This is a genomic window from Acidovorax sp. GW835-FHT14G06 (assembly GCF_058793595.1).
In genome coordinates, this window is the sequence record NZ_JBXAGA010000011.1 from 81,607 (window position 1) to 106,789 (window position 25,183).

The 25,183-nt window shown below is 62.2% G+C and carries 24 protein-coding genes, 1 other RNA gene and 1 pseudogene; 14 read left to right on the forward strand and 12 right to left on the reverse strand.

Features of this window, described 5'->3' with window-relative positions; all coding sequences use genetic code 11:
- Positions 1 to 9: 9 nt before the first annotated feature.
- From AC1Q64_RS19185 to gyrA, 10 genes are all read right to left on the reverse strand, one after another.
- Complete coding sequence (locus AC1Q64_RS19185) at positions 10 to 471, reverse strand: ComEA family DNA-binding protein (protein WP_492252439.1); 462 nt, start codon at positions 469 to 471, stop codon at positions 10 to 12.
- Between the two features lie 34 nt (positions 472 to 505).
- Positions 506 to 1,663, reverse strand: a complete 1,158-nt coding sequence (lapB, locus tag AC1Q64_RS19190; RefSeq protein WP_492252440.1) for a lipopolysaccharide assembly protein LapB — start codon at positions 1,661 to 1,663, stop codon at positions 506 to 508.
- A complete protein-coding gene (locus AC1Q64_RS19195) occupies positions 1,653 to 1,979 on the reverse strand; it encodes a LapA family protein (RefSeq protein WP_492252441.1) in 327 nt (108 codons plus the stop codon). The genes lapB and AC1Q64_RS19195 overlap by 11 nt, the downstream gene beginning before the upstream one ends.
- Positions 1,980 to 2,110: 131 nt before the next feature.
- Positions 2,111 to 2,443 (reverse strand): integration host factor subunit beta, encoded by a 333-nt coding sequence (locus AC1Q64_RS19200; protein ID WP_492252442.1) that lies wholly within the window; start codon positions 2,441 to 2,443, stop codon positions 2,111 to 2,113.
- 85 nt (positions 2,444 to 2,528) lie between these two features.
- A complete protein-coding gene (gene rpsA, locus AC1Q64_RS19205) occupies positions 2,529 to 4,229 on the reverse strand; it encodes a 30S ribosomal protein S1 (RefSeq protein WP_291437425.1) in 1,701 nt (566 codons plus the stop codon).
- A 180-nt stretch (positions 4,230 to 4,409) separates the two neighbouring features.
- Positions 4,410 to 6,455 carry a bifunctional 3-phosphoshikimate 1-carboxyvinyltransferase/cytidylate kinase gene (locus AC1Q64_RS19210; protein ID WP_492252443.1) on the reverse strand — a complete coding sequence of 682 codons (2,046 nt, stop codon included), beginning with the start codon at positions 6,453 to 6,455 and terminating at the stop codon, positions 4,410 to 4,412.
- Positions 6,456 to 6,627: 172 nt separating this feature from the next.
- Complete coding sequence (locus AC1Q64_RS19215) at positions 6,628 to 7,500, reverse strand: prephenate dehydrogenase (RefSeq protein ID WP_291437427.1); 873 nt, start codon at positions 7,498 to 7,500, stop codon at positions 6,628 to 6,630.
- A gap of 12 nt (positions 7,501 to 7,512) precedes the next feature.
- Positions 7,513 to 8,610, reverse strand: a complete 1,098-nt coding sequence (gene pheA / locus AC1Q64_RS19220; protein WP_291437428.1) for a prephenate dehydratase — start codon at positions 8,608 to 8,610, stop codon at positions 7,513 to 7,515.
- A 65-nt stretch (positions 8,611 to 8,675) separates the two neighbouring features.
- Entirely contained in the window at positions 8,676 to 9,785 is a 1,110-nt protein-coding gene (serC, locus tag AC1Q64_RS19225) for a 3-phosphoserine/phosphohydroxythreonine transaminase (protein WP_492252444.1), read from the reverse strand.
- Between the two features lie 95 nt (positions 9,786 to 9,880).
- On the reverse strand, positions 9,881 to 12,544 hold the full coding sequence (gene gyrA, locus AC1Q64_RS19230) for a DNA gyrase subunit A (RefSeq protein WP_291437432.1): 2,664 nt from the start codon (positions 12,542 to 12,544) through the stop codon (positions 9,881 to 9,883).
- Positions 12,545 to 12,767: 223 nt separating this feature from the next.
- Between gyrA and ompA the strand changes: the two genes are divergently transcribed.
- From ompA to ssrA, 4 genes are all read left to right on the forward strand, one after another.
- The gene (gene ompA / locus AC1Q64_RS19235) at positions 12,768 to 13,412 is read left to right on the forward strand and encodes an outer membrane protein OmpA (RefSeq protein WP_056645400.1); all 645 of its coding nucleotides are present in this window, start codon (positions 12,768 to 12,770) and stop codon (positions 13,410 to 13,412) included.
- 91 nt (positions 13,413 to 13,503) lie between these two features.
- Positions 13,504 to 14,214 (forward strand): bifunctional 2-polyprenyl-6-hydroxyphenol methylase/3-demethylubiquinol 3-O-methyltransferase UbiG, encoded by a 711-nt coding sequence (ubiG, locus tag AC1Q64_RS19240; protein ID WP_492252445.1) that lies wholly within the window; start codon positions 13,504 to 13,506, stop codon positions 14,212 to 14,214.
- 1 nt (position 14,215) lies between these two features.
- On the forward strand, positions 14,216 to 14,890 hold the full coding sequence (locus AC1Q64_RS19245; RefSeq protein WP_492252446.1) for an HAD family hydrolase: 675 nt from the start codon (positions 14,216 to 14,218) through the stop codon (positions 14,888 to 14,890).
- A 13-nt stretch (positions 14,891 to 14,903) separates the two neighbouring features.
- Positions 14,904 to 15,290, forward strand: a transfer-messenger RNA (tmRNA) gene (gene ssrA, locus AC1Q64_RS19250).
- A 257-nt stretch (positions 15,291 to 15,547) separates the two neighbouring features.
- Here ssrA and AC1Q64_RS19255 read toward each other — a convergent pair.
- Positions 15,548 to 15,720: pseudogene (locus tag AC1Q64_RS19255) on the reverse strand (ATP-binding protein); the annotation flags it as partial.
- 257 nt (positions 15,721 to 15,977) lie between these two features.
- On the opposite strand from AC1Q64_RS19255, the gene AC1Q64_RS19260 reads away from it, so the two are divergent.
- Genes AC1Q64_RS19260 through AC1Q64_RS19270 form a run of 3 tightly spaced genes read left to right on the forward strand, consistent with a single transcriptional unit; the run spans position 15,978 to position 18,077 of the window.
- A complete protein-coding gene (locus AC1Q64_RS19260; protein WP_492252447.1) occupies positions 15,978 to 16,337 on the forward strand; it encodes a DUF3703 domain-containing protein in 360 nt (119 codons plus the stop codon).
- Positions 16,338 to 16,359: 22 nt separating this feature from the next.
- The gene (locus AC1Q64_RS19265; RefSeq protein ID WP_492252448.1) at positions 16,360 to 16,797 is read left to right on the forward strand and encodes a FixH family protein; all 438 of its coding nucleotides are present in this window, start codon (positions 16,360 to 16,362) and stop codon (positions 16,795 to 16,797) included.
- A gap of 8 nt (positions 16,798 to 16,805) precedes the next feature.
- Positions 16,806 to 18,077: a cytochrome-c peroxidase gene (locus AC1Q64_RS19270; RefSeq protein ID WP_492252449.1), complete on the forward strand. Its 1,272-nt coding sequence runs from the start codon at positions 16,806 to 16,808 to the stop codon at positions 18,075 to 18,077.
- Here AC1Q64_RS19270 and AC1Q64_RS19275 read toward each other — a convergent pair.
- Positions 18,065 to 18,883, reverse strand: a complete 819-nt coding sequence (locus AC1Q64_RS19275) for a helix-turn-helix domain-containing protein (protein ID WP_492252450.1) — start codon at positions 18,881 to 18,883, stop codon at positions 18,065 to 18,067. The two genes, AC1Q64_RS19270 and AC1Q64_RS19275, sit on opposite strands and share 13 nt — an antisense overlap.
- Before the next feature lie 384 nt (positions 18,884 to 19,267).
- Here AC1Q64_RS19275 and AC1Q64_RS19280 point away from each other — a divergent pair, with 384 nt between their 5' ends.
- From AC1Q64_RS19280 to AC1Q64_RS19310, 7 genes are all read left to right on the forward strand, one after another.
- Positions 19,268 to 19,735 (forward strand): Spy/CpxP family protein refolding chaperone, encoded by a 468-nt coding sequence (locus AC1Q64_RS19280; protein ID WP_492252451.1) that lies wholly within the window; start codon positions 19,268 to 19,270, stop codon positions 19,733 to 19,735.
- A gap of 17 nt (positions 19,736 to 19,752) precedes the next feature.
- Positions 19,753 to 20,079: a hypothetical protein gene (locus AC1Q64_RS19285; RefSeq protein ID WP_291436096.1), complete on the forward strand. Its 327-nt coding sequence runs from the start codon at positions 19,753 to 19,755 to the stop codon at positions 20,077 to 20,079.
- Positions 20,080 to 20,096: 17 nt separating this feature from the next.
- The gene (locus tag AC1Q64_RS19290; RefSeq protein ID WP_492252452.1) at positions 20,097 to 20,783 is read left to right on the forward strand and encodes a response regulator transcription factor; all 687 of its coding nucleotides are present in this window, start codon (positions 20,097 to 20,099) and stop codon (positions 20,781 to 20,783) included.
- Positions 20,780 to 22,162, forward strand: coding sequence for a sensor histidine kinase (locus AC1Q64_RS19295; RefSeq protein ID WP_291436092.1), 1,383 nt, complete (start codon positions 20,780 to 20,782; stop codon positions 22,160 to 22,162). The genes AC1Q64_RS19290 and AC1Q64_RS19295 overlap by 4 nt, the downstream gene beginning before the upstream one ends.
- 406 nt (positions 22,163 to 22,568) lie before the next feature.
- Positions 22,569 to 23,534, forward strand: a complete 966-nt coding sequence (locus AC1Q64_RS19300; protein WP_492252453.1) for an ABC transporter substrate-binding protein — start codon at positions 22,569 to 22,571, stop codon at positions 23,532 to 23,534.
- A 22-nt stretch (positions 23,535 to 23,556) separates the two neighbouring features.
- Complete coding sequence (locus AC1Q64_RS19305; protein ID WP_492252454.1) at positions 23,557 to 24,393, forward strand: ABC transporter permease; 837 nt, start codon at positions 23,557 to 23,559, stop codon at positions 24,391 to 24,393.
- On the forward strand, positions 24,390 to 25,169 hold the full coding sequence (locus AC1Q64_RS19310) for an ABC transporter ATP-binding protein (RefSeq protein ID WP_291436088.1): 780 nt from the start codon (positions 24,390 to 24,392) through the stop codon (positions 25,167 to 25,169). Before AC1Q64_RS19305 ends, AC1Q64_RS19310 begins: the two co-directional genes overlap by 4 nt.
- Positions 25,170 to 25,183: the final 14 nt, after the last annotated feature.

Below are 25,183 nucleotides of genomic sequence, written 5' to 3' on the forward strand. Positions count from 1 at the left end.
GAAGCGTGCTTAGTTTTTGCTAGCGCTTGCTGATGGGGCTGGTGCTGACGCGGCCGGTGCCGCAGTCGCCGTGGCGGGTGGTGTGGCTGGCGTGGTTGCCGTTGCTGCCTCCTTGTCAGCGCTGCCACGGGCCTTGCGGTCTGCTGTCTGGGAGCTGCTGTGTTTTTTGTTGTTTTTGGCTTCTGCCTTGGCGGCTGCTGCTGCGCTGTACTTCTTGCCGTTGACGGTGAGGCCCTCTTTGGAGAAGTTGACGGCACTCTTATTGCCCACGCCGCCCACACGGCCGATGAAGTCCGCCCAGTCCTTGAAGGGCGCGCTCTGGCGCTCTTGCAGGATGCGGCCCGACAGGCCGGGCCCGATGCCCTTGATGCCGTCGAGTTCGGCCTCGGTGGCGGTGTTCACGTCCACGGCAGCCCAGGTGGCGGTCGCGAGCAGCATGGCAACAAGCAGGGTCAGCAGTTTCTTCAGCATGGCAAGGGTCTTACGGTGTTGAGGATGAAGGCTCTTAGAGTTCTTCGACCCGGCGCGCGGGGTAGCTGTCCCAGGTCTGGCAGCCGGGGCATTGCCAGAAATGCTGGCGAGCCTCGAAGCCGCAGGCCGCGCAGCGGTAGCGGGTCAGGGGCTTGACGGCATGGTCCAGCGCACGTTGAACCTGGGGGTGGAATTCTTCGTGTTCCAGCTTTTCGGTGGCCAGCCATTTGGCCGCAGCGACCAGGGAGCGCTCCTTGTCCAGGTGCTCCACATAGCGCTGGCGGGCGGATGGGCGGGTGGCCTCGTCGGCAGCTTCCATGGCCACGATGCTTTCCATCACGTCCAGCGAGGGCGCTTGTGCGTAGTGGGCCTGCAGCAGGGCGTGGACTTCCTGTGTACGGCCGGTAGCGGTGGCAGCCTCGACCATCAGCGGGGCGGCCAGGGGCAGCGCTGCGGGGTTGCGCTCGCCCAGGACCTTGAGAGTAGACAGCACCGCTGCGGGTTGGCCCATCAGGCGTTGCAGGCGTGCCAGTTCGATGCGCGCGCGTGCAGCCTCTGGGGCGGCGGCCACAGCCTGATCCAGCAGGGCCTGCGCGCCCGGCAGGTCGCCTTGCGCACTCAGCGCCAGTGCCTGCTCGCACAGGTAGTGGGCTTGCCGGGTGCTGAAGTCGCCCTGATCGGCATCGTGCATCTTGCGGGCAATGGTGGCGGCATGGGGCCAGTCGCGCGAACGTTCGTAAATGGCCAGCAGTGCCAGGCGGGCCTGGGCCTCAAACGGAGTGCCCTCCAGGCGCTGCAGCGCGTCTTCTGCGCGGTCGAGCAGCCCGGCCTTGAGGAAGTCGAGCGCCAGCGCATGTTGGGCGCGCTCGCGGTCGGTACGGCTCAGGTCGCCGCGCGAGAGCAGATGCTCGTGCACACGCACGGCGCGGTCGTATTCGCCCCGGCGACGAAACAGGTTGCCCAGTGCGAAGTGCAGTTCGGAGGTGTCGGGGTCGTTCTGCACGGCCTCGATGAAGGCGTCGATGGCCTGGTCCTGCTGCTCATTGAGTAGAAAGTTCAGGCCCTTGAAGTACGCCTTGGGCGCCCGCCGGTTCTCGGCGCGCAGCTGGCGCAGGTCAAAACGCGAAGCCAGCCAGCCCAGCACAAAGGCCAGGGGCAGGCCCAGCAGTATCCAGCTCAGGTCAAATTCCATGGATCGAAGGCAGGTCAGGAGGTGGTGGGGGCGCTGTGGGTGTGGCGCTGGCGACAGGTGGCGCCACGGGAGCGGGAGCAACGACCGCCGCCTGCGCGCGGCGGGCAGCGGTGCGGTGCCGCCACCAGCGCGGCACCATGCCCAGCGCCCCGACGACCAGCCCTGCAGCAAAGGCGGTCAGCACCACCAGCACCAAGGGCGCGCGCCATTGCGTGCCAAAGAAGAAATGCACGGTCGCGTCCTGCTGGTTGTTCAGCGCGAAGGCGAAGAGCGTAAAAAAAATGGCTGCCTTGAGCAGCCACAGGAGGTATTTCATCGGTCTCCCCAGTGGTGGGGCGATTCTAAGAGCTTGGCGCTGCGGCCCCGCGTGTGTCTGCAGTCCGACCAACAGGCAAAAAAAGGCAGCAGGCGCTCGTAAATCATGCACCTGCAGCTATCAATTTGATATCAACTGCCCGCGCCGCCCGTCGTGGGCTGGGTCTTTTCTTCCATTTCGGCCGTGCGTTTGTCCACGGCTTCGCGCAGTGCCTTGCCTGGCTTGAAATGGGGGACGCGTTTTTCGGGAATGGCCACAGCCTCGCCGCTGCGCGGATTGCGGCCCATGCGGGGTGGGCGGTGATTGACCGAGAAACTACCAAAGCCCCGGATCTCGATGCGATGCCCGCGCACCAGGGCCTCGCCCACGGCGTCCAGAATGGTCTTGACGGCGTATTCGGCATCTCGGTGGGTGAGCTGGCCGAAACGGGCGGCCAGTTCTTCGACGAGGTCTGAGCGGGTCATGGAATCTTGGGACATAGGCAGTCTTGGCTGAAAAAAGAGCGGGCGCCGAGGCGCCCGCTGTCTGACCGTTTAACGGGTCAGCGCTTTACTTTTCCGAGTTGTCCAGCTTGGCGCGCAACAGGGCGCCCAGGCTGGTCGTGCCGGCGCTTTCGCGGCTCGATTGCTGGCTCAGGTTGGCCATGGCGCCTTGTTCGTCAGCCATGTCCTTTTGCTTGATCGACAGCTGGATGTTGCGGGTCTTGCGATCCACATTGACCACCACAGCGGTGACTTCGTCGCCTTCCTTGAGCACGTTGCGGGCATCTTCCACGCGGTCGCGGGAGATTTCCGAAGCGCGCAGGTAGCCCACGATGTCTTCGCCGAGGTCGATTTCAGCGCCACGGGCGTCCACGGTCTTGACCTTGCCGGTCACCGTCTGGCCCTTGTCGTTCACGGTCACGAAGGTCGTGAATGGGTCGCCGTCGAGCTGCTTGATGCCCAGGGAGATGCGCTCGCGGTCCACGTCCACAGCCAGCACGATGGCTTCGACTTCCTGGCCCTTCTTATAGTTGCGAACTGCGGCTTCGCCGGGTTCGTTCCACGACAGGTCGGACAAGTGCACCAGGCCGTCGATGCCGGCAGCCAGGCCCACGAAAACGCCGAAGTCGGTGATCGACTTGATAGGACCCTTGACGCGGTCGCCGCGCTTCGTGTCCTGTGCGAATTCTTGCCATGGGTTGGCCTTGCACTGCTTCATGCCCAGGCTGATACGGCGCTTGTCTTCGTCGATTTCCAGAACCATGACTTCGACTTCGTCGCCCAGCGAAACCAGCTTGGCGGGAGCGATGTTCTTGTTGGTCCAGTCCATTTCAGACACGTGCACCAGGCCTTCGATGCCGGGTTCGAGTTCGACGAACGCGCCGTAGTCGGCAATGTTCGTGATCTTGCCGAACAGGCGGGTCGATTGTGGGTAGCGGCGGTTCACGCCCATCCATGGGTCGTCGCCCATTTGCTTCAGACCCAGCGAGACACGGTTCTTTTCGGTGTCGAACTTCAGGATCTTGGCGGTGATTTCCTGACCAGCGGTCACCACTTCGGAAGGGTGACGCACACGGCGCCATGCCATGTCGGTGATGTGCAGCAGGCCGTCGATGCCGCCCAGGTCCACGAACGCACCGTATTCGGTGATGTTCTTGACCACGCCTTGAACGATGGAGCCTTCCTTCAGGGTTTCCATCAGCTTGGCGCGCTCTTCGCCCATGGAGGCTTCCACCACAGCGCGGCGGCTCAGCACCACGTTGTTGCGCTTGCGGTCCAGCTTGATGACCTTGAATTCCATGGTCTTGTTTTCGTACGGCGTCAGATCCTTGATCGGACGGGTATCGATCAGCGAACCGGGCAGGAATGCGCGGATGCCGTTGACCAGAACGGTCAGACCGCCCTTGACCTTGCCGCTGGTCGTGCCAGTGACGAATTCGCCAGATTCCAGGGCCTTTTCCAGGCTCATCCAGGAGGCCAGACGCTTGGCGGTGTCACGCGACAGGATGGTGTCGCCGTAGCCGTTTTCGATGGAGCCAATGGCCACCGACACGAAGTCACCCACTTGGACTTCGACTTCGCCCTTGTCGTTCTTGAACTCTTCCAGCGGCACGTAGGCTTCGGACTTGAGGCCAGCGTTCACGACCACGAAGTTGTGCTCAACGCGCACGACTTCAGCGGTAATGACTTCGCCTGGGCGCATTTCCGTGCGCTGCAAGGATTCTTCAAAAAGGGCGGCAAAAGATTCGGACATGTGTTTCCTTGCCACAAACAGGATTCCAGTAGCACCATTGCTACTGTTTTTATAGCTGCTTGCGGTGGTTTTTTGCGGTACGACCGCGGGTTAGGTTATCGATCCACACAACCTGTGCGCTGGCGCGCGAGGGGGGCTGCGTGGGCCTGTGGCAATGCCTTTCGGCACTGCCTGGAGCCCGAGGGCCCCACGTTGTCAGCGCTGCGCAGATGCTGCGAAGGGCTGGCGCTCCTGCCACCATGAAAGCACCTTTTCGACGGCTTGTTCAATCGTCAAATCGGAGTTGTCCAGGACCAGAGCTTCTTGCGCGGGCTTGAGGGGTGCAACGCTGCGGGAGCTATCCCGGGCGTCGCGCGCCTCTAAATCTGCGCGAAGGTCTTCGATATTAGCCGAAAAACCCTTTGAAATCAACTGTTTATAACGACGCTCGGCGCGGCAGGCGGCGCTGGCGGTCAAAAACACCTTCAAAGGAGCGTCCGGGAAGATCACCGTGCCCATGTCACGGCCATCGGCCACCAGCCCCGGCAGGCGCCGGAAGCTGTGTTGCAGGTCTACCAGCGCCGTGCGCACGGCAGGCAGAGCGGACACGCGGGATGCGTTCATACCGGCTTCTTCGGTGCGGATGGCCTCGGTTACGTCGTCGCTGCCCAGCCACACCTTGCCGCCCTCAAACCGCACCGGCAGCGTCTGGGCCAGGGTGGCGATACGGGCTTCGTGGTCTGTGTCGATGGCGAGGCCCGCCCGCAGCGCTGCAAGGGCGGTGATGCGATACATCGCACCTGAGTCCAGGAAACCATAGCCCAGCCGCTGTGCCACCGCCGCTGCCACGGTACCTTTGCCCGAGGCTGTGGGGCCGTCAATGCAGATCACGGGAATCTGTGGTGCTGCAACCTGGGCCACCGAGAACAGGGCCTCGAAATAGTCCGGAAATGTCTTGGCCACGCACTTGGGGTCTTCGATGCGGACTGGCTGGGCAGCGGCGTTGAAGGCTGCGAGCGAGAAACACATGGCCACGCGGTGGTCGTCATAGGTGTGGATGCTGGCGGGTTTCCAGTCTTGCACACGCACGGGTGGGGTCACGCGGATGAAGTCGGCACCTTCCTCGACCGTGGCGCCGAGCTTGCGCAGTTCGGTTGCCATGGCGGCGATGCGGTCGGTTTCCTTCACGCGCCAGCTTGCAATATTGCGCAGCGTGGTGGTGCCGTCGGCGTACAACGCCATCACGGCCAGGGTCATGGCTGCATCGGGGATGTGGTTGCAATCCAGGTCAATGGCCTGCAAGGGCCACGCGCCACGTTCTATCTGCAGCCAGTTGGGGCCCCCGGTAATCACCGCGCCCATGGCCCGGGCCGCTTCGACAAAGCGAATATCGCCCTGGATCGAATCGAGGCCCACGCCTTGTATCTTGATGCCGGATTTGGCGTCTTTTTGTCCGGTAGCGCTAGTTGCGATTGCTCCAAGTGCTATGAAATAGCTAGCAGATGACGCATCTGCCTCCACATGGATGTCTCCTGGGGACTGGTAACTGCTGCCCGCCGCGATGGTGAAGCGCTGCCAGTTCTGGTGTTCGACCGCGATGCCGAAGCGCGCCAGCAGCTGCAGGGTGATGGAGATGTAGGGCTTGGAGATCAGCTCGCCCACGACCTCGATCACGACGGGCTGATGGACGGTGGCCAGCGGCAGTGCCATGAGGAGGGCTGTCAGGAACTGGCTGGACACATCGCCGCGAACGCGGATGGGCGCTGCCAGCGCCAGGGCGGGAACCCCTTGGCCATGCGCAATGTGCAGCGGTGGGTAGCCGTCATTGCCCAGGTAATCGATCTGGCAACCCAGCTGGCGCAGCGCATCGACCAGGTCGCCGATGGGGCGCTCGTGCATGCGCGGCACACCCGACAGCTCGAACTCGCCACCCAGCAGCGCCAGCGCCGCCGTCAGCGGGCGCATGGCGGTGCCCGCGTTGCCCATGAACAGTTTCGCGGGCGACAGCGGCGTGCTGCCACCCAGGCCCGTGATGCGTACCGTGCTGCCCCCAGACTCGTCAACCACGCAGCCGATCTGGCGCAGCGCGTCCAGCATCACCCGCGTGTCGTCGGATGCCAGCAGGTCGTGCACGGTGGTAGTGCCGCTGCTCAGCGCCGCCAGCAGCAGCACGCGATTGGAAATGCTCTTGGAGCCCGGCAGGTGGACTTCGCCAGCGGCGGCTTGCAGGGGAGGGAGATCGAGGAATGCGGTGCTGTACATCTTTTTGGTGTGTCCAATTGCAGCTCAAAGGGCGTTCGTGCAGCCAGCGGCCTACGCAACTGGCGCGCCCCAACAACCCGTGCTCCCGTGGAACTGGCGTTGCCAGGCCATCGGGTACGTCCCCCTGAGGGGAAGGCGCCGCAGGCGACTCAAGGGGGGGCAATGTCGGGGGTTACTTGCGTTTTGCGCCCATGCGCCAGTGCGCGCGGGTTTCGCTTGCCAGCGTCAGCATGTCTTCGAGCGCCTGGGCGTTGCCTTTTTCCATGGCTTGCTCGATGTTGCGCAGTGCCTGCTGGAACTGCTTGGACTGTGCAATGACTTCGTCCCGGTTGGACAGCAGGATATCGCGCCACACCTTGGGGTCGCTGGCGGCAATGCGCGTGAAGTCGCGGAATCCAGGGCCTGCGAGCGACAAAAAGTCGTCGCCGTGGGTCTGGCCCGTGATGCCGTTCATCATCGCAAACGCCAGCAAATGGGGCAGGTGGCTGACAGCGGCAAAGGCCGCATCATGTGATTCGGGCGACATGCTGGTCACGCGGCAACCCAGCGCAGTCCAGATCTTTTCGGCGTCCTGCAACTGGGCCGTTAAAGTGCGCTCGGTGGGGGTCAGGATCACCTGGCGCCCGCTGTACAGGTCGGCCTCGGCGTGTTCCACGCCGGATACCTCGCGCCCCGTGATGGGATGCGCCGGCACAAACGACCCCACCTGGTCGCGCAGCGAGCGCTGCGCGGCCTGGACCACGTCTGACTTGGTCGACCCCACGTCCATGATGAGCATCTGCGGGGTGACCAGGTGCTTGATGGCCTTGAGGGTGGCCTCAGTGGCTGCCACAGGCACGGCCACCAGCACAACGTCGGCGCCCGCCACTGCCAGCAGTGCGGAGGGCGCCTCGACATCGATAACGCCCAACTGGCGGGCGCGGTCGGTGGTGGAGGGTGACTTGCTGTAGCCCACCACGCGCTTGACCAATCCGGCCTTTTTCATGGCCAGGGCGAACGAGCCTCCCATGAGTCCACAGCCGATCAGCCCCAATTGTTCGAACATGGCGATGGCTCCTTATGACGAGACAGGGTAGGTCCCCAGGACCTTGTAGAACGCACACAGGCTGCGCAGTTCTTCCAGGGCCCGAGCCACGTGAGGCTGGGCGGGGTGGCCATCGAGATCGATGTAGAAGTAGTACTCCCACTGGCCTGTGCGGGCTGGACGCGACTCAAAACGCGTCATTGACACGCCGTGCGTCTTGAGCGGCACTAGCAGGTCGTGCACGGCGCCGGGCCTGTTGGGCACCGATACCACCAAGCTGGTGCAATCCTTGCCCGAGGGGGGTGGCGTCTGCAGCGTGTGTGGCAGGCAGATGATGGCGAAGCGGGTGCGGTTGTAGGCGTCGTCTTGGATGGCGTGGGAGACGATGTGCAAACCGAACTGGGTAGCCGCTCGCTCGCTGGAGAGGGCTGCCCAGGCAGGGTTGGTGGTGGCCAGGCGCGCGCCTTCGGCATTGCTGGACACCGGGCGGCGCTCGGCATGCGGCAGGTGTTTGGACAGCCAAGCCTGGCACTGCGCCAGCGCTTGCGGATGCGCCAGAACGACTTCGATGCCATCAAGCGAATTGGTCGTGCGCAGCAGGTTGTGGCGCACCAGCAGGCTGACTTCGCCTACCACGTGGGTGGGGGTGTGCAGGAACAGGTCCAGCGAACGTGTGACCACGCCTTCGGTAGAGTTCTCTACGCCCACCACACCATACTGCGCGCTGCCCGCTGCCGTGGCGTGGAACACCTCATCGAAGTTGGCGCAATACATCAGGTCGGCCGCGCCGCCAAAGAACTCGATCGCTGCCTGCTCGCAGAACGTGCCCTCGGGGCCCAGAACGGCTACACGTTGGGGCGATTCGAGGGCCAGACAGGCGGACATGATCTCGCGCCAGATGGCCGCCACGTGTGCACCCTTGAGCGGTCCAGGGTTGGCGTTGGTGATCTTGTCGATGACCTGTGCCACACGGTCGGGGCGGAAAAAGGGCGTGCCTTCGCGCTTTTTGACTTCACCCACCTGTTCTGCCACCAGCGCCCTCTGGTTCAGCAGCGTGAGCAGTTGCTGGTCGATGCTGTCGATCTGCACGCGCAGGCTGGCGAGGTCGGGTGAGGCTTGCGGATTGTTCATGGACGGTGGGGTAGCGATGCGTGCTGTGGGAGCCGTTTTCTGTTGCTGTCGTGTGGGGTGCGCGCTCAGGCGTGCTTTTGTTCAAATTCTCGCATGTAGTCCACCAGAGCCTGCACGCCCGCCAAAGGCATGGCGTTGTAGATACTGGCGCGCATGCCGCCCACGGACTTGTGGCCCTTGAGCTGCAGCAGGCCGCGCTCCTTGGCGCCGGCCAGGAAGGCGTCATTGCGGCTTTCATCGCGCAGGAAGAACGGGATATTCATGCGCGAGCGGCAGTTGGCCGCCACCTTGTTCACGTACAGCTGCGATTGGTCGATGGCGTTGTAGAGCAGTGTGGCCTTGGCGATGTTGCGCTGCTCCATGGCGGCTATACCGGTCAGGCCGCCTTCGGTCTGGCGCTTGAGCCACTGAAAGGTCAGCCCGGCGATGTAGATGCCCCAGGTGGGCGGTGTGTTGTACATCGACTGGTTGTCGGCCACGATTTTGTAGTCGAAGGCGCTGGGGCAGGTGGGCAGGGCATGGCCCAGAAGGTCTTCGCGCACGATCACCAGCGTAAGGCCTGCGGGGCCCAGGTTCTTTTGCGCGCCGCCAAAAGCCAGGCCCACGCGACTCCAGTCCACGGGCCGCGATGCCACGTGCGAGGAGAAATCGATCACCAGCGGCGCATCGCTGCCCAGTGCCTTGAGGTCGGGTAGCTGGTGGAACTCGGTGCCATGGATGGTTTCGTTGCTGCACAGGTGCAGGTAGCTCGCGCCCCGGCTGACTGTCCAGGAAGCTGGGTCCGGCACGGTGGTAAAGCCCGTGTCTTCAGCCGTGGCGACGATGTTGACTTCGGACGCGTATTTGCGTGCTTCCTTTTGCGACTTCTGGCTCCAGCTGCCGGTCACCACAAAATCGACCACCCCTGCACGCGACAGGTTGAGCGGGACGATGGCGTTTTCGGCCAGGCCACCGCCTTGCATGAAGAGGATCCTGAAATGCGAAGGCACGGCCAGCAGTTCGCGCAGATCGGCTTCTGCCTTCTCGTAGATGGACAGAAACTCCTTGCCCCGGTGGCTCATTTCCATCACGCCCATGCCGCTACCGTGCCAGTCCAGCATTTCGGCGGCGGCTTGTTCCAGGACTTCGGAGGGGATGGCGGCGGGGCCTGCGGAGAAGTTGTAGGGGCGTGTCATGATAGGGGCTCAAAATGCATCAGGCGCTTATTCAATAAGCGCCTGATGCTTCTCTTTTCGTAGCATTTGCAGCGCGCACCTACGCGCTGCAGTGGTCAGGCGTCGGGGGTGTCGGGTGCGGATGGGGTTCCGCTGTCCGTGCTTCCTTCGCCATCGGTCTCCGCATCCGTCACATTGGCATCGTTCTCGACAATGCGCTGCAAGCCGCTGAGCTTGGAGCCTTCGTCCAGTGCGATCAATGTCACGCCCTGAGTAGCTCGGCCCAGTTCGCGGATCTCGCTCACGCGGGTGCGCACAAGCACGCCCTTGTCGGTGATCAGCATGATCTCGTCATCGGCATGCACCAGGGTGGCGGCTACGACCTTGCCGTTGCGCTCGCTTTGCTGGATGGCGATCATGCCCTTGGTGCCACGACCGTGGCGGGTGTATTCGGTGATGCTGGTGCGCTTGCCGTAGCCGTTTTCTGTGGCGGTCAACACGCTCTGCGTTTCGTCTTCGGCGACCAGCATGGCGATCACGCTTTGCCCGTCTTCCAGCATCATGCCGCGCACGCCACGTGCCGCACGGCCCAGTGGGCGCACGTCGTTTTCGTCAAAGCGCACGGCCTTGCCGCCGTCGCTGAACAACATCACGTCGTGCTTGCCGTCGGTCAGGGCAGCGCCGATCAGATAGTCGCCGTCATCCAGGTTCACTGCGATGATGCCGCCCTTGCGCGGGTTGCTGAATTCGTCCAGCGCCGTTTTCTTCACGGTGCCCATGCTGGTGGCCATGAACACGTAGCGGTCCGCTGGGAAGCTGCGCATGTCGCCGGTAAGTGGCAGCACCACGTTGATCTTTTCGCCGTCCTGCAGCGGGAACATATTGACGATGGGTCGGCCACGCGAGCCGCGCGAACCGGCTGGTACTTCCCACACCTTGAGCCAGTAAAGGCGGCCACGGTTGGAGAAGCACAGGATGTAGTCGTGCGTGTTGGCGATGAAGAGCTGGTCGATCCAGTCGTCTTCTTTGGTCGCGGTGGCCTGCTTGCCACGTCCGCCGCGTTTTTGTGCACGGTATTCGGACAGGGGTTGGCTCTTGATGTAGCCGGTGTGAGAGAGCGTCACCACCATATCTGTGGGGGTGATGAGGTCTTCGGTGGAGAGATCCTGTGCGCTGTATTCAACGATGGAGCGACGTGCGCCCAGCTTGTGCTGGCCGAACTCCTGCTTGATGGAGGTGAGTTCGTCGCCGATGATGACCGACACGCGCTCGGGCTTGGCCAGGATGTCCAGCAGGTCTTCGATGACCGCCATGACTTCCTTGTATTCGGCGACGATCTTGTCCTGCTCCAGGCCCGTGAGGCGTTGCAGGCGCATCTGCAGGATTTCCTGGGCCTGCGTTTCCGACAGGCGGTACAGGCCGTCCTGGCCCATGCCGAATTCTTTTTCAAGGCCGTCGGGGCGATAGTCGTCGGCATTGATCACGCCACCGTCGGCACGCGTGCGGGTGAGCATCTCACGCACCAGCTTGCTGTCCCAGGGGCGGGCCATCAGCTCGGCCTTGGCCACGGGGGGCGTGGGTGCGTTGCGAATGATGGCAATGAAGTCATCAATGTTGGCCAAGGCCACGGCAAGGCCTTCCAGCACATGGCCACGGTCGCGTGCCTTGCGCAGCTCGAACACCGTACGGCGTGTCACCACTTCGCGGCGGTGCTGCAGGAAGACGCTGATCAGATCCTTCAGGTTGCACAGGCGGGGCTGGCCGTCAATCAGCGCAACCATGTTCATGCCGAATGTGTCCTGCAGCTGCGTCTGCTTGTACAGGTTGTTGAGCACCACCTCAGGTACTTCGCCGCGCTTGAGTTCGATCACCAGACGCATGCCCGACTTGTCGGACTCGTCCTGAATGTGGCTGATGCCCTCGATCTTTTTCTCGTGCACCAGCTCGGCCATCCGCTCCTGCAGCGTCTTTTTGTTGACCTGGTAGGGCAGCTCGTCCACGATGATCGCCTGGCGCTGGCCACGGTCGATGTCCTCAAAGTGGCACTTGGCACGCATCACCACCTTGCCGCGCCCGGTGCGGTAGCCATCCTTCACGCCGTTGATGCCGTAGATGATGCCGGCGGTGGGGAAATCTGGGGCCGGGATGATTTCCATCAACTCATCGATGGTCGTCTCGGGATTGCGCAGCATGTGCAGGCACGCATCGACCACTTCGTTGAGGTTGTGTGGCGGAATGTTGGTGGCCATACCCACCGCAATACCCGCCGATCCGTTTACCAGCAAATTGGGCAGTTTGCTTGGCAATACCAGCGGCTCTTTCTCGCTGCCGTCGTAGTTGGGGCCGAAATCGACAGTCTCCTTGTCGATGTCACCCAGCATTTCATGCGCAATTTTGGCCAGACGGATTTCGGTGTATCGCATGGCCGCAGCGTTATCGCCGTCCACGGATCCGAAATTACCTTGTCCATCCACCAGCATGTGACGCAGCGAAAAGTCCTGCGCCATCCGCACAATGGTGTCGTACACCGCAGAGTCGCCATGCGGGTGGTATTTACCGATCACGTCGCCCACGATACGGGCCGACTTTTTGTAAGGCCGGTTCCAGTCGTTATTGAGCTCGTGCATGGCGAAAAGAACGCGGCGGTGCACAGGCTTCAAGCCGTCACGCGCGTCGGGCAGTGCACGACCTACGATCACGCTCATCGCGTAATCGAGGTAACTGCGCCGCATCTCTTCTTCGAGGCTGATCGGCAGGGTTTCTTTGGCAAACTGGGTCATTGGGACGGCGGGGGCGGCAAAGGAGAGCCATTTTAGGCGTAAGACCGTGTAGCGACGGCGCAACATATCGAAGCAATTCAGGTTTTGTCCTACGGGCCCCGACCAGCAGGCGCAGCTTTTGCCCTGTTACGTATGGCACAATCGTTTGAACGCTTAGGGTGGTGGTCACCCCAGGCGTCCTGATTCGCAGCGCGGCTGCGGCTTTTTCCCCAAGAGGAGAACCATGAAGAAACTGAACAAAGTGGCGATGTTGTTTGCCTCTGCAGCGCTCGCAACCGCCGCTGGCGCACAAACCGTTGACAACTGGCGCGATGCTTCTGGCCAACTGGTCTGGAAGAACGGTACCAACGAATACTGCTGGCGTGATGCCAACTGGACGCCTGCTACGGCTGCCGCTGGCTGCGATGGCGCTATCGCTGCCCCCGCACCTGCCGCCGCACCTGCTCCAGCTGCTGCTCCCGCACCTGCTGCTGCTCCTGCTCCCGCACCAGCACCAGCACCAGCCGTCGCCACCAAGGTGACCTACGCTGCTGATGCCTTCTTCGACTTCGACAAGTCGGTGCTGAAGCCAGAAGGCAAGGCCAAGCTGGACGACCTGGTTTCCAAGGTCAAGGGCATCAACCTGGAAGTGATCATTGCCGTGGGTCACACCGACTCCGTAGGCTCCGATGCATACAACCAGAAGCTGTCGGTGCGTCGTTCTGAAGCCGTGAAGGCTTATTTGGTGTCCAAGGGCATCGAAAAGAACCGCGTGTACACCGAAGGCAAGGGCGAAAAGCAACCCGTGGCTGACAACAAGACTGCCGAAGGCCGTGCGAAAAACCGCCGCGTGGAAATCGAAGTGGTTGGCACCCGCGCCGCTCAGTAATCTTCGGATTGCTTCACAAAAAAGCCCCGCTCGCGGGGCTTTTTTGCGTCTGGAGAATTTCGTACCCATGCCTTCATGGACAATCAGAGACATGATCGAAACCGTCAATGCAGACCCGGCCGAGCTGGCCAAGTTTTCTGAACTGGCCCACCGGTGGTGGGACCCCGATAGTGAATTTCGCCCTTTGCACCAGATCAACCCACTGCGGCTCGATTGGATTCACGGGTTGAGTGCCTTGACTGGCAAACGCGTGCTGGACGTGGGCTGTGGCGGTGGCATTCTGGCCGACTCCATGGCGCGCAAGGGTGCAGATGTGCTTGGTATTGATCTGGCAACCAAGGCGCTGCGCGTGGCGCAGTTGCATGCCCTGGAGGCAGGAACCCAAAACGTGCAGTACCGTGAAATCAGCGCTGAGGCGATGGCCTTGGAGCAACCCGCTGGTTTTGACGTAGTGACTTGCATGGAAATGCTGGAGCATGTGCCTGATCCTGCCTCGGTCGTTAGCGCTTGCGCCACACTGGTCAAACCCGGGGGCTGGGTTTTCTTCTCCACCATCAATCGCAATGCCAAGGCGTTTCTGCTGGCCATTGTGGGCGCGGAGTACGTGCTCAACATGCTGCCGCGCGGCACCCACGAATACGCCAAGATGATCCGCCCCAGTGAGCTGGCAGGGTATTGCCGCAGTGCGGGGCTGGACGTTCTGCACACGCGGGGGCTGGAGTACAACCCCCTGACGCGTCGATATTGGCTCAGCGCCAATACCAGCGTCAATTACCTTTTTGCCGCGCGTCGCCTGGGCTGATATGGCTACCGTTTTTCATGGCATTCGCGCAGTCCTGTTTGATCTGGACGGGACCTTGATCGACAGTGCCCCTGACTTGGGGGCGGCCGCAGACAAAATGCGCAACGACCGAGGCCTGCCTTCGCTGCCCCCGGCACGATATCGCCCCATGGCGGGAGCAGGGGCACGTGGCATGCTGGCAGAAGCCTTTGGCATGGGGCCGGACCACCCTGATTTTGCCGTCATGCGTGAAGAGTTTTTTGTGAACTATGAAACGCGCATGACCGAGCAGACCACCATATTTGAAGGTGTGCCTGAATTGGTTCGTCAGATTCTCGAACGTAACATGGCGTGGGGCGTGGTAACCAACAAGGCGGCCCGCTTTACCGAACCCCTGACCCAGGCCATTCCGCTGTTTGCCACCGCCTTGGCCGTGGTCAGTGGCGACACCACTCCGCACGCCAAACCCCATCCCGCTCCCTTGCTGGAAGCGGCTGCGCGGTTGCGTGTGCCGCCGGAACAGTGCATCTACGTGGGTGACGACGAGCGGGACATCGTGGCAGGTCTGGCGGCAGGCATGGGTACAGTGGCCGCCACCTACGGCTACTTGGGCGTCAAGACCGACCCTGCGGAGTGGGGCGCGCACGCTGCAATTAAATCTCCCAGCGAGCTCTTGCAATTACTCGCTAGCGCCTAAAATAGGAATCCTTGGGGCTGTCCTGGTTTCGACGTGGGTTCGGGATCAGTGTGGTGCATGTCGAGCTTGAGTCACGCTCGTAAATCTCGATTTAACAAACTAACTGCAAACGACGAACGTTTCGCACTCGCTGCTTAATTGCCAGTGAGCCTTGCAACAGTTGGCCGATGGGCTGGGCAAGGGGGTTCTGAGCAATCAGTGCCTCCCGGCTGCAAGGATAATTACATGGGCTGGCTTCTATCCGGGTACCTTGGATGGGAGCGAGAAAATAGGGTGCTGGCGGCTCATGTAGCGTGCGACTGCGCGACATGGGTAGCGAGATCCAAATCAGACCGCTAAACATGTAGATCTGCCTGACGAAGGCTTGCGGACGCGGGTTCAATTCCCGCCAGCTCCACCATAATGTGAAATCCCAACCCTTATCCGGTTGGGATTTTTTTTGCCCGTTTCCCCAGTGTCGGGGCGGTCTAGTGCCTTGGCCTCTTGAGCACGGGCCTCAGGAAGTCGCGGTTCCGGCGCGCTTTCTGCCGTTTGTTCTCTCTTTGTTCTCTGCTGCCCTCTTGAGCATTCGAGGCCTGAAGTCGTGTGTTGGCGCTGGTTTGCGGGCCGTCGGTTTGCTTCTTCGCTAGCTCGGGAGCCAGCCAAATCTCAGCACACCGGCAACCTGGCCGCTTTGAGCTGGTAGGCCACCGATCGCACTTCGCGCTCGGCAGTCTCAGCCTTGAGCAGTCGGGACAGGATGGGCTGCGCTGCATCGAAGGCAGGCGCACCTTGCTCAGCCAGTTCCGCAACCGCCGGGCCCTACCGTGCATCTTGAGTTCGCGCAGCATTCTCACGATGGAAGCGATGGAAGGGTCATGTTGCCTCGCCGGTCTTAACTGACGCAAGCCTGCCCAGGCGCGGTCGTCGTCAGTTACTCCTTTTCATGCCGGTTTTCACTTCCAGTCGATCGATTTCTTCCGCGTGCGGTCATTGCTAGGTATCTCTTGTGTTGAATGAAAGGGCTGCCAACCCAGCCCCTGCGTTCAATTCAAAAAACCTCGTTTTGCGAACAATTCAGTGAATCGGAATCTACCCGGAGCACCTCATGAACACCTTCGCAATTCGCATCAAGCCGGCCGTGCAAGCAGAACTGGCCGCTGCTTTTTTAGCCGAGCAACGCGGCGAGTTCTACACCGCCTTTGAGCACCTTGAAAGAGCCCATGTGCTCGGCCAAGCAACGACCGTCGAGCATGTACGCGTGCACTGGCGCATGTTTCGGTTTGCGCTGCGCAACCGGTTCCACGGCCAAGCCAGTGGCCAGTTCTGGCGAATGTTTGCCGCTTCCATCTTCACTGCGCTGGGGCTTGTGCCCGAAGGCAATACCGGTGGCACGACCGTCAGTGGATTCCGCCGCCTCCCTGTACCGAACGACCTGAAGCAAGCCATCGACGCTGCGCGGGCCTGAAACAACCCACTCTGGAGAAATCATGCTCAAAAGAATGACTATCTCGGTCGCGCTAGCAACGGCCGCACTCATGACCGCCGGCTGCATGGCAACGCCCAAGAACTTGGACTTGTCTCTCGCAAAGAGGTCTGCCAGCGGCGTCTACTACGTAGAGCTCCTCCCCCCAGTGCAAGCGTCTGCCATCAACCAGATACACAGCTGGACGGTGAAGCTGGCCACAGCCGACGGCGCGCCTGTTCAGGGCGCCAAGTTCTTGGTCGATGGCGGCATGCCCCAGCACGGTCATGGCTTGCCCACACAGCCGCGCGTTACACGGGAAAGGGAAGCGGGTACCTACACGCTGGATGGAATGAAATTCAGCATGACAGGCTGGTGGGAAATGAAGCTGTCCATTGACGGACCCCAGGGAGCAGACAAAGTCACCTTCAACACCGTGGTGAACAACCCGAGCGCGCGCTGAGGTTGCTGATGAAAACGCGTGTCATATGGGCTTTTGCTGCGGTAGCCGCATTCACAGCCTCCGTTTTCGCTGCACAGGAACTGAGTGCGCCGTTGCGCGACAAGTGGACGGCTGACGAAGTCGCCACTATCGCGTCCATGCGCCTCAAAGTGGCTGGCGAGCGACCTGCCGATTTTTCTAACGCCTACGAGCAAAAGGCCGAGGCGGCTGCGCTGGGGCGCGCGTTGTTCAATGACACGCGGCTCAGCAAGAACGGTCAAGTGTCCTGCGCCAGTTGCCATTCGGCTGCTGGCCAGTTCGAAGACGGTCGTCAGTTCGGCCAAGGTGTTGGAACTGGAAAGCGTCGGACCATGCCGGTAATGGGCGCAGCGCACGCGCCATTCCTCTTTTGGGATGGACGCAAGGACAGTGCCTGGTCTCAGGCGCTTGGCCCCTTGGAGGACCCCGCTGAGCACGGTGGAAACCGCGTGGCCTTCGTGCAACTCGTGCTCAGCCAATACAAGGCCCAATACCAGGCCGCGTTCGGCCCCGCACCTGCACTCGGACAGCTACCAGAGAATGCTACTCCCAATGGTAGCGACGCAGAGCGTGCAGCCTGGGCGGCCTTGCCTGCGAAGACGCGGGATGGAGTGAACCGGGTATTTGCGAACATGGGCAAGGCCATCGCCGCCTACGAGCGCAACATCGCTTACGGAGCGTCGCGCTTCGACCAGTACGCAGAGGCTACTGTCCGCGGCGATGCACGAGGTCAGGAAAGTCTCACGCACCAGGAGGTAAGGGGGCTGCGCGCATTCCTCAACAAGGGGCAATGCGTCACCTGTCACAACGGACCGCTGCTGACAGACCATGCGTTCCACAACACGGGCGTGCCACCGGTAGACCCCAAGAACCCCGACCGCGGCCGCATCGACGGGCTCAAGCAGCTGCTCAAGGATGAATTCAACTGTCTTGGACCTTATAGCGACGCAAAGCCGGAGCAGTGTGGAGAACTTCAGTTTCTCAACACGAACGACGCAGGCCAACTCGGTGCGTTTCGTACACCAAGCCTGCGCAACGTGGCGGCCAGAGCGCCTTACATGCACGCGGGCCAGTTCGCGAGCCTCGACCAGGTGCTGCAGCACTACGCCACATCGCCGAAGGCGGCTATTGGTCACAGTGAACTTGCACGCCCTGGCGAGAAGCATGCTGAGCGCCAGACCATCCGGTTATCGGCTACCGATATACAAGACCTGGCCGCTTTCCTTCATGCCTTCACAGGCCCGGTCGTTCAGCCCAAGTGATGCTCCGGGCCACGGGTTTGTGCACTGAGCGGTCCTGTCATCTGGAGGGTAGACGGCGCGAGGCCGAACATGTTTCGCGCGGTCCTGGAGAGGTGTGCGGAGTCCGCAAAGCCTGCTGCGTGGGCTGCCGCCGACAACGTTTCGCCTCGCATAAGGAGCGTCCACACGTGCAACAGCCGACGCCACAAGACGTAGGTTCTCAGGGGCATGCCAGTCTCTTCAACAAAGAGATGCCTGAACCGACCAGGGGACAGGTTCGCAACCTTTGCGACCTCCGGAAGTGTCACAGCCTCGCCCACTCGCTGGCGGAGATACTCCACGGCTGCCAGCACCCGTGGGTCCGATGGCTGACGAGGTTCAGTGCGTGAAATCTCCTGGACCAGCTGCATACAGACCGCCTTGACGGCGTCGTGGCTTTTCTCGACCCGCCAGGCGCGGTCCAGGCTCTTGGCTGCAGCCTCGACGGTCCCGGCATCGAGCAGTTCGAGTCCACCCTGCAGCCGGGCAGACAGGGCCCTCCCGGTAGGCGTTTCGGGCTCGATGAAGAGAACGATGCTCATATCGCAGCCATTCACGTCAATCGTGTGAATCGCTCTGGAGGGAATCAACGCGGCCACACAGGATTGCCACTCGCCGTTGCGACCAAACTGAATTCGCAGGCCTGACGGGGCGCCTATGGCCAGCTGTATCGCGTAGTGCGAATGGGGGGAGATGGCGGCGCCGTCACCGCCTTCGCCAATGAAACCGCATACGCCTGTCCAGGCGACGAAGTCACCTCGATATCGACGGGCGGTGGGCTTTTCCATGAGGGCGCAGTCTACGCCGTACTTCGGTAGGGGGGCTATAGGCTTCTTCATACTTTGAGGCCAGCGCCTACCGGATTCCGGTCGGCCACTTTTTGCTTTATCGCCAGATGCCCCGTCTGCGCGTTTTCTATAAGAGGCGGGCGACACATGCTTTATTTGCGGACCGGAAAGGTGCAATGGCACCTATCCATGGCCTCACGCCTCAATCCCCGGCGAGATCGGTCAACGCACTGCCATCGGCGTATTCCATTGCCAGCCAGTGCCTCGCGCCAGGCCTGGCAAGAAACAAAATGAAATAAACCGAAACTGGGTCGAGACGACGTCTCAAGCGCCAGCGGGCACCATCTGGGTCATGTTCCATACCGTCTTTGAAAGGACTGCATCATGAAACCCTGGATCAAGAAAACGCTGATGGGCATTTTTGGTGCGTCCATTGCGGTGGGTGGGCTGACGGCCTGCTCCAGCGGGCACCATCAGCGCGGCCCGATGACTGCGGAAAAGATGGCGGAAGTGCGCGGCAAAGTGGTGGAGCGGGTGAGCAGCAAGCTGGATTTGAACCAGGCGCAAAAGACCAAGCTCAATGCGCTGGCCGATCAACTGGAAGCCCAGCGTGCGGCGTTCATTGGCAAGACCGCAGACCCCCGTGCCGAGGTGCAGGCCATGGTGGCGGGCGAAAAGTTTGATCGCGAACGGGCGCAATCGCTGCTCGAAGACAAGACCCGTGCAGTGCAGGCCCATAGCCCCGCAGTGGTCAACGCGATGGCCGACTTTTATGACAGCCTGAACCTGGACCAGCAGCAAAAAGTGCGTGAGCTCATGCAGCGACGCAAGGGCTGGATGGCCCGCGGGTGATGGGAGAGGAGCATCGCATGTCACCCACGCTGGAACCTATCCACCGCCTGGCCCAGGGCGTGCGTGTGCACGGACCTGCGCTGCTGTCGGGGATCCCGGAGCCCCATGATGAGCTGATGTCGCTCGTGTGGGGGCCGCGCTTTGACCGCGAGCACGCGATGGGGCTGGTGGCCCGCCAGCCCGCTTTGGCAGCCCACACCTTGCCCGCCTTGCTGGCGGCGGCCGACCATTTTGATGCGCTCCATGCCGGCGCGCAGGGCCGTTTGCGCCGACTCATCGTGCGACACCGCGCATTGTGCGGGGTGGGTTCTCCGAGCGAGGCGGCGCATGGGGAGCGCGCCTGACGGTGTGAGAATGGCTCATGCACCGCATATTGCTGATTGACGACGACGCGCAATTGGGCGCCCCCTTGGCCACGTATTTCCAGCGTTTTGAACTGGAATTGGTTCATGCCCTTCGGCCAAGCGACGGCTTGGCCCAACTGGCAGGGGGCGGCTTCGACGCTGCCATCCTCGATGTGATGCTGCCCGAAATGGATGGGTTTGAGCTGTGCCGCACCATCCGCAAGCAGGGTGACCTGCCGATCGTGATGCTGACTGCGCGCGGCGAGGTGATGGACCGGGTGGTGGGGCTGGAGCTGGGGGCTGACGACTATCTGCCCAAGCCCTTCGAGCCACGTGAACTGGTGGCGCGCCTGCAGACGGTGTTGCGCCGGCGCAGGGCGCCGGGGCAGGGCGTTGCCGTGGGCGCGCTGGAGTTCGAGGGCCTGTCCATCGACGCGGCCCGCCGCAGTGTGCAGCGCCAGGGTGTGCTGGTGGAGCTGACCGGTACGGAGTTCGACCTGTTGCACCTTCTGGCTCGCGAGCCTGGCAAGGTCTTCAGCCGTGACGACATCCTGAACCAGCTGCGCGGCCATGAGGCTGAGCTGTACACCCGTGCGGTGGACATTGTGGTGAGCCGATTACGCAAGAAGCTGGAGCCGCTTGACTGCATCAAGACACTGCGCAACGTGGGCTACTCCTTGGCTTTGCGCCGCGCCGCCCCATGAAGGGAATTTGTTCCCCTCCCCCCGATCCGAAGTGTCCCTGGCATCGCCGGGCGCGACACGCGGTTGGGCATTCGCTGCGCATTCGGCTGGTGCTGGTGTTCATGGCGCTGGCGGTGGCGGTTGCTGTGACCTTCATGGGGGGGGTGCAAAAGGCTGTATCCGTGGGCTGGCGCGAGGCTGCACGGCCGCTGCTGATGGACTATGTGGACCGCCTGGCGGCCGAGATTGGCAGCCCGCCCAGCATTGAGCGTGCCCAGGCCATTGCCAACCGCCTGCCGCTGACATTGCGCATTGACGGCCCGCAGATCCGGTGGACATCGCACCCCGACCAGCAAGGCCCCGACTGGATGAGCGACAAGTTCCGGCAGGAAGACCGCTGGGCCGGGGACGACAACGGACACAGCCTGCTACGCCGCACGACGGCAGATGGCCACCACATAGAGTTCGGCCTGAATGCGTTGTCGTGGGACAAGCGCCCGCGCATTGCGTGGGGCACGCTCACTGTGCTGCTGCTGCTCACGGCGCTGGCCTATGTGTATGTGCGGCATCTGTTGCGGCCGCTGGACGATATTCGTCAAGGAGCACAGCGGTTTGGCAACGGCAACTTTGCCCAGCCTATACCGGTGCGGCATGCCCACCGGCCGGACGAGCTGGGCCAGCTGGCTGGCACCATCAACACCATGGGGGATGACATCCACCAGATGCTGGAGGCCAAGCGTGCTTTGTTGCTGGCCATGAGCCACGAGTTGCGCAGCCCGCTCACACGGGCCCGCCTGAATACCGAGCTGCTGCCCGAGACGGCCGATGTGCAACCGCAGCGCTTGGCGCTGATGCGCGACCTGGGTGAAATGGCGGGCCTCATCACCGACCTGCTTGAGAGCGAGCGGCTGGCGGGCCGCCATGCAGCGCTGCACCGCGAGCCCACCGACGTGCCCGAGCTGGCGCGCGAGGTGGTGGCTGATCTGTGTTCGCGCCATGCCGGGGCTGCAGACATTGCCCTGCATGTCGCGCCAGATTTGCCTGCAGTGCGGCTCGACCGGTCCCGCCTGCGGCTGCTGCTGCGCAACCTGCTGGACAACAGCCTGCGCCACAGTGAGTCAGGCGTCTTCCCGCCTGAGCTGCATCTGCGACTGGAGGATGAGGGGAGGGTGCTTGAGCTGGAGGTGCGTGACCATGGGCGGGGCGTGCCCCCCGAACACCTGCCCCACCTGGCCCAGGCCTTTTACCGCCCTGACACTGCACGCCAGCGCGCTACCGGTGGTGTGGGATTGGGCTTGTACCTGTGCCGCCTGGTGGCACAGGCGCACGACGGGCAGTTGCACATGCGCAATGCAGAGCCTGGCCTGTCGGTCACCGTGCGGTTGCCGGTGGTGGAATAGGTCGCCAGTCGGAGGCATAGACAGGTTGGCTTCCGTGCTGGCAGGCTGTGTCGCACCTGTGCGGTCAGTCCAGCGCACAGGCCTGGTGCAACGGGGAAGTGGCCATGTCGGGGGGCATGTCCAGTCTCCCACGAAAAATTCATGGTCTTTTTGCTCGGTAGCGCCTTTATTTATTGCCTCGGCAGCTATTAAATCAGGAGTGATTTGTGTCATTTGGGGCCACCGGAGAAGTCGCCATCCTCCCTGGCCCCGTTCTTGCTGAATATCGGCACCCCCTCGCATGAGTCGGATTCTTCAGTGTTTACCCTGTATATACAGGTATGCTGACGCTGTCATCATGAGACCCGGTACGCAGGTGCGTTCCGGTGGGCTGGGCCAAGGTACTTTCTTCAAACAGGAGCAGATGATGACTCGATCGGTTGTGAATTGGACGTCGCTGGCAGCGGCAACGGCATGCATGATGGCGCTGGCCGCACCGGCCCAGGCGCAAGACACCAAAATCGTGCTGGGCATGTCCGGCTGGACGGGCTTTGCGCCGCTCACCTTGGCCGACAAGGCAGGCATCTTCAAGAAGAACGGCCTGGATGTAGAGATCAAGATGATTCCGCAGAAGGACCGCCATTTGGCCCTCGCCTCCAAGTCCATCCAGTGCGCTGCCACCACGGTCGAGACGCATGTCGCCTGGAACGCCAACGGCGTGCCCATCGTGCAGATCTTCCAGATGGACAAGTCCTACGGCGCCGACGGCATTGCGGTACGCGGCGACATCAAGGGCTTTGCCGACCTCAAGGGTAAGACCATCGGCGTGGATGCGCCCGGCACCGCACCGTACTTCGGCCTGGCCTGGATGCTGAGCAAGAACGGCATGAGCCTCAAGGACGTGAAGACCACCACGCTGTCGCCCCAGGCGGCCGCGCAGGCTTTCGTGGCCGGGCAAAACGACGCCGCCATGACCTACGAGCCCTATTTGTCCACCGTGCGCGACAACCCTGCGGCTGGCAAGATTTTGGCAACCACGCTCGATTACCCCATGGTGATGGACACCGTGGGCTGCGACCCCACCTGGCTCAAGGCCAACGGCAAGGCCGCGCAGGCATTGGCCAACTCGTACTTCCAGGCGCTGGACATGATCAAGGCCGACCCGACCAAGTCCAACGAAATCATGGGCGCCGCCGTCAAGCAGACGGGCGAGCAGTTTGCCAAGTCCTCGTCCTTCCTGCGCTGGCAGGACAAGGCCGCCAACCAGAAGTTCTTTGCGGGCGAGCTGCAGTCCTTCATGAAGGACGCCACGGCCATCCTGCTGGAGGCCGGCATCATTCGCAAGGCGAATGAAGACCTGGCGGTCACCTTCGACGCGAGCTTCATCAAGTAAGAAACTGGAAGAAGAACGCGCCATGTCTGCCGTGCAACCCCTGTCCGTTACCGCGCCAAAAGCCCCTGTGCGGCGGCGTTCACTGGCTCCACTGGAGCCTGTGAGTGCCCGCGCCCGTTGGTTGCTGGGCTTTGGTTTTTTTGTGTTGTTTGTGCTGGTGTGGGCGTTTTTCACGCTGGGCGGCTATGTGTCGCCCACGTTTTTGGCGAGCCCTGTCACCATGGCCAAGGAGGGCTGGCTGCTGTTTGCAGAGTATGGCTTTCACAAGGACATCGGCATGACGGTGTGGCGTGTGTTCGGCGGCTTCATCCTGGCCGCAGTCATCGCCGTGCCGCTGGGCATTGCCATGGGTGCTTACAAGGGCATCGAGGCGTTCTTTGAGCCCTTCATTTCGTTCTGCCGCTATCTGCCAGCCTCGGCCTTCATCCCGCTGCTGATCCTGTGGGCGGGCATTGGCGAGACGCAGAAGATCCTCGTCATCTTCATCGGCTCGGTCTTCCAGATCACGCTGATGGTGGCCGTCACCGTGGGCAGCGCAAGGCGCGACTTGGTGGAAGCCGCCTACACCCTGGGTGCGGGCCACAAGGGCATCGTCACGCGGGTGCTGATCCCCGGTGCCGCCCCTGACATTGCCGAAACCCTGCGCCTCGTGCTGGGCTGGGCCTGGACGTATGTGATCGTGGCCGAGCTGATCGGGTCGTCCAGCGGCATCGGCCACATGATCACTGACAGCCAGTCGCTGCTCAACACCGGCCAGATCATCTTCGGCATCATCATCATCGGTCTCATCGGGCTGGTGTCCGACTTCGCCTTCAAGGCGCTCAACCACCGTCTGTTTGCCTGGAGTTTTGTGCGATGAGCAGCGTATCCATTCAAGCTGTGTCGCGTGTCTTCGAGAGTGCCAAAGGCCAGCGCACACAGGCGTTGCAGCCGGTGGACTTTGAAGTGCGTGACAACGACTTCGTGACCATCCTCGGCCCCTCGGGCTGCGGCAAATCCACGTTGCTGCGCATCGTGGCGGGGCTGGACCACGCCACCAGCGGTCGCGTGCTGCTCGATGGCATGCCGGTCGAAGGCCCCGGCGCCGACCGCGGCATGGTATTCCAGAGTTACACGCTGTTCCCCTGGCTCACCATTGAGCAGAACATTCGCTTTGGGCTGCGCGAGCGCGGCATGCCCGAGGCACAGCAAAAAGAGCGCGCCGCATATTTCATCGCCAAGGTGGGCCTGCGCGGCTTTGAGCAGCACTTTCCCAAGCAGCTGTCGGGCGGCATGCAGCAGCGCACCGCCATTGCGCGCGCGCTGGCCAACGACCCCAAGATTTTGCTGATGGACGAGCCCTTCGGCGCACTCGACAACCAGACCCGTGTGCTCATGCAAGAGCTGCTGCTGGGCATCTGGGAGGCCGAGCGCAAGACCGTGCTCTTCGTCACTCACGACATCGACGAAGCCATCTTCATGGCCAACCGCGTGGCCGTGTTCAGCGCCCGGCCCGGCCGCATCAAGACCGAGCTGGCGGTGGACCTGCCACACCCGCGCCATTACACGATCAAGACCAGCCCCGAGTTCATGGACCTCAAGGCGCGCCTGACAGAAGAGATTCGCGCCGAATCCATGGCGGCGGATCTGCACTGAGCCCTACGAGCCCT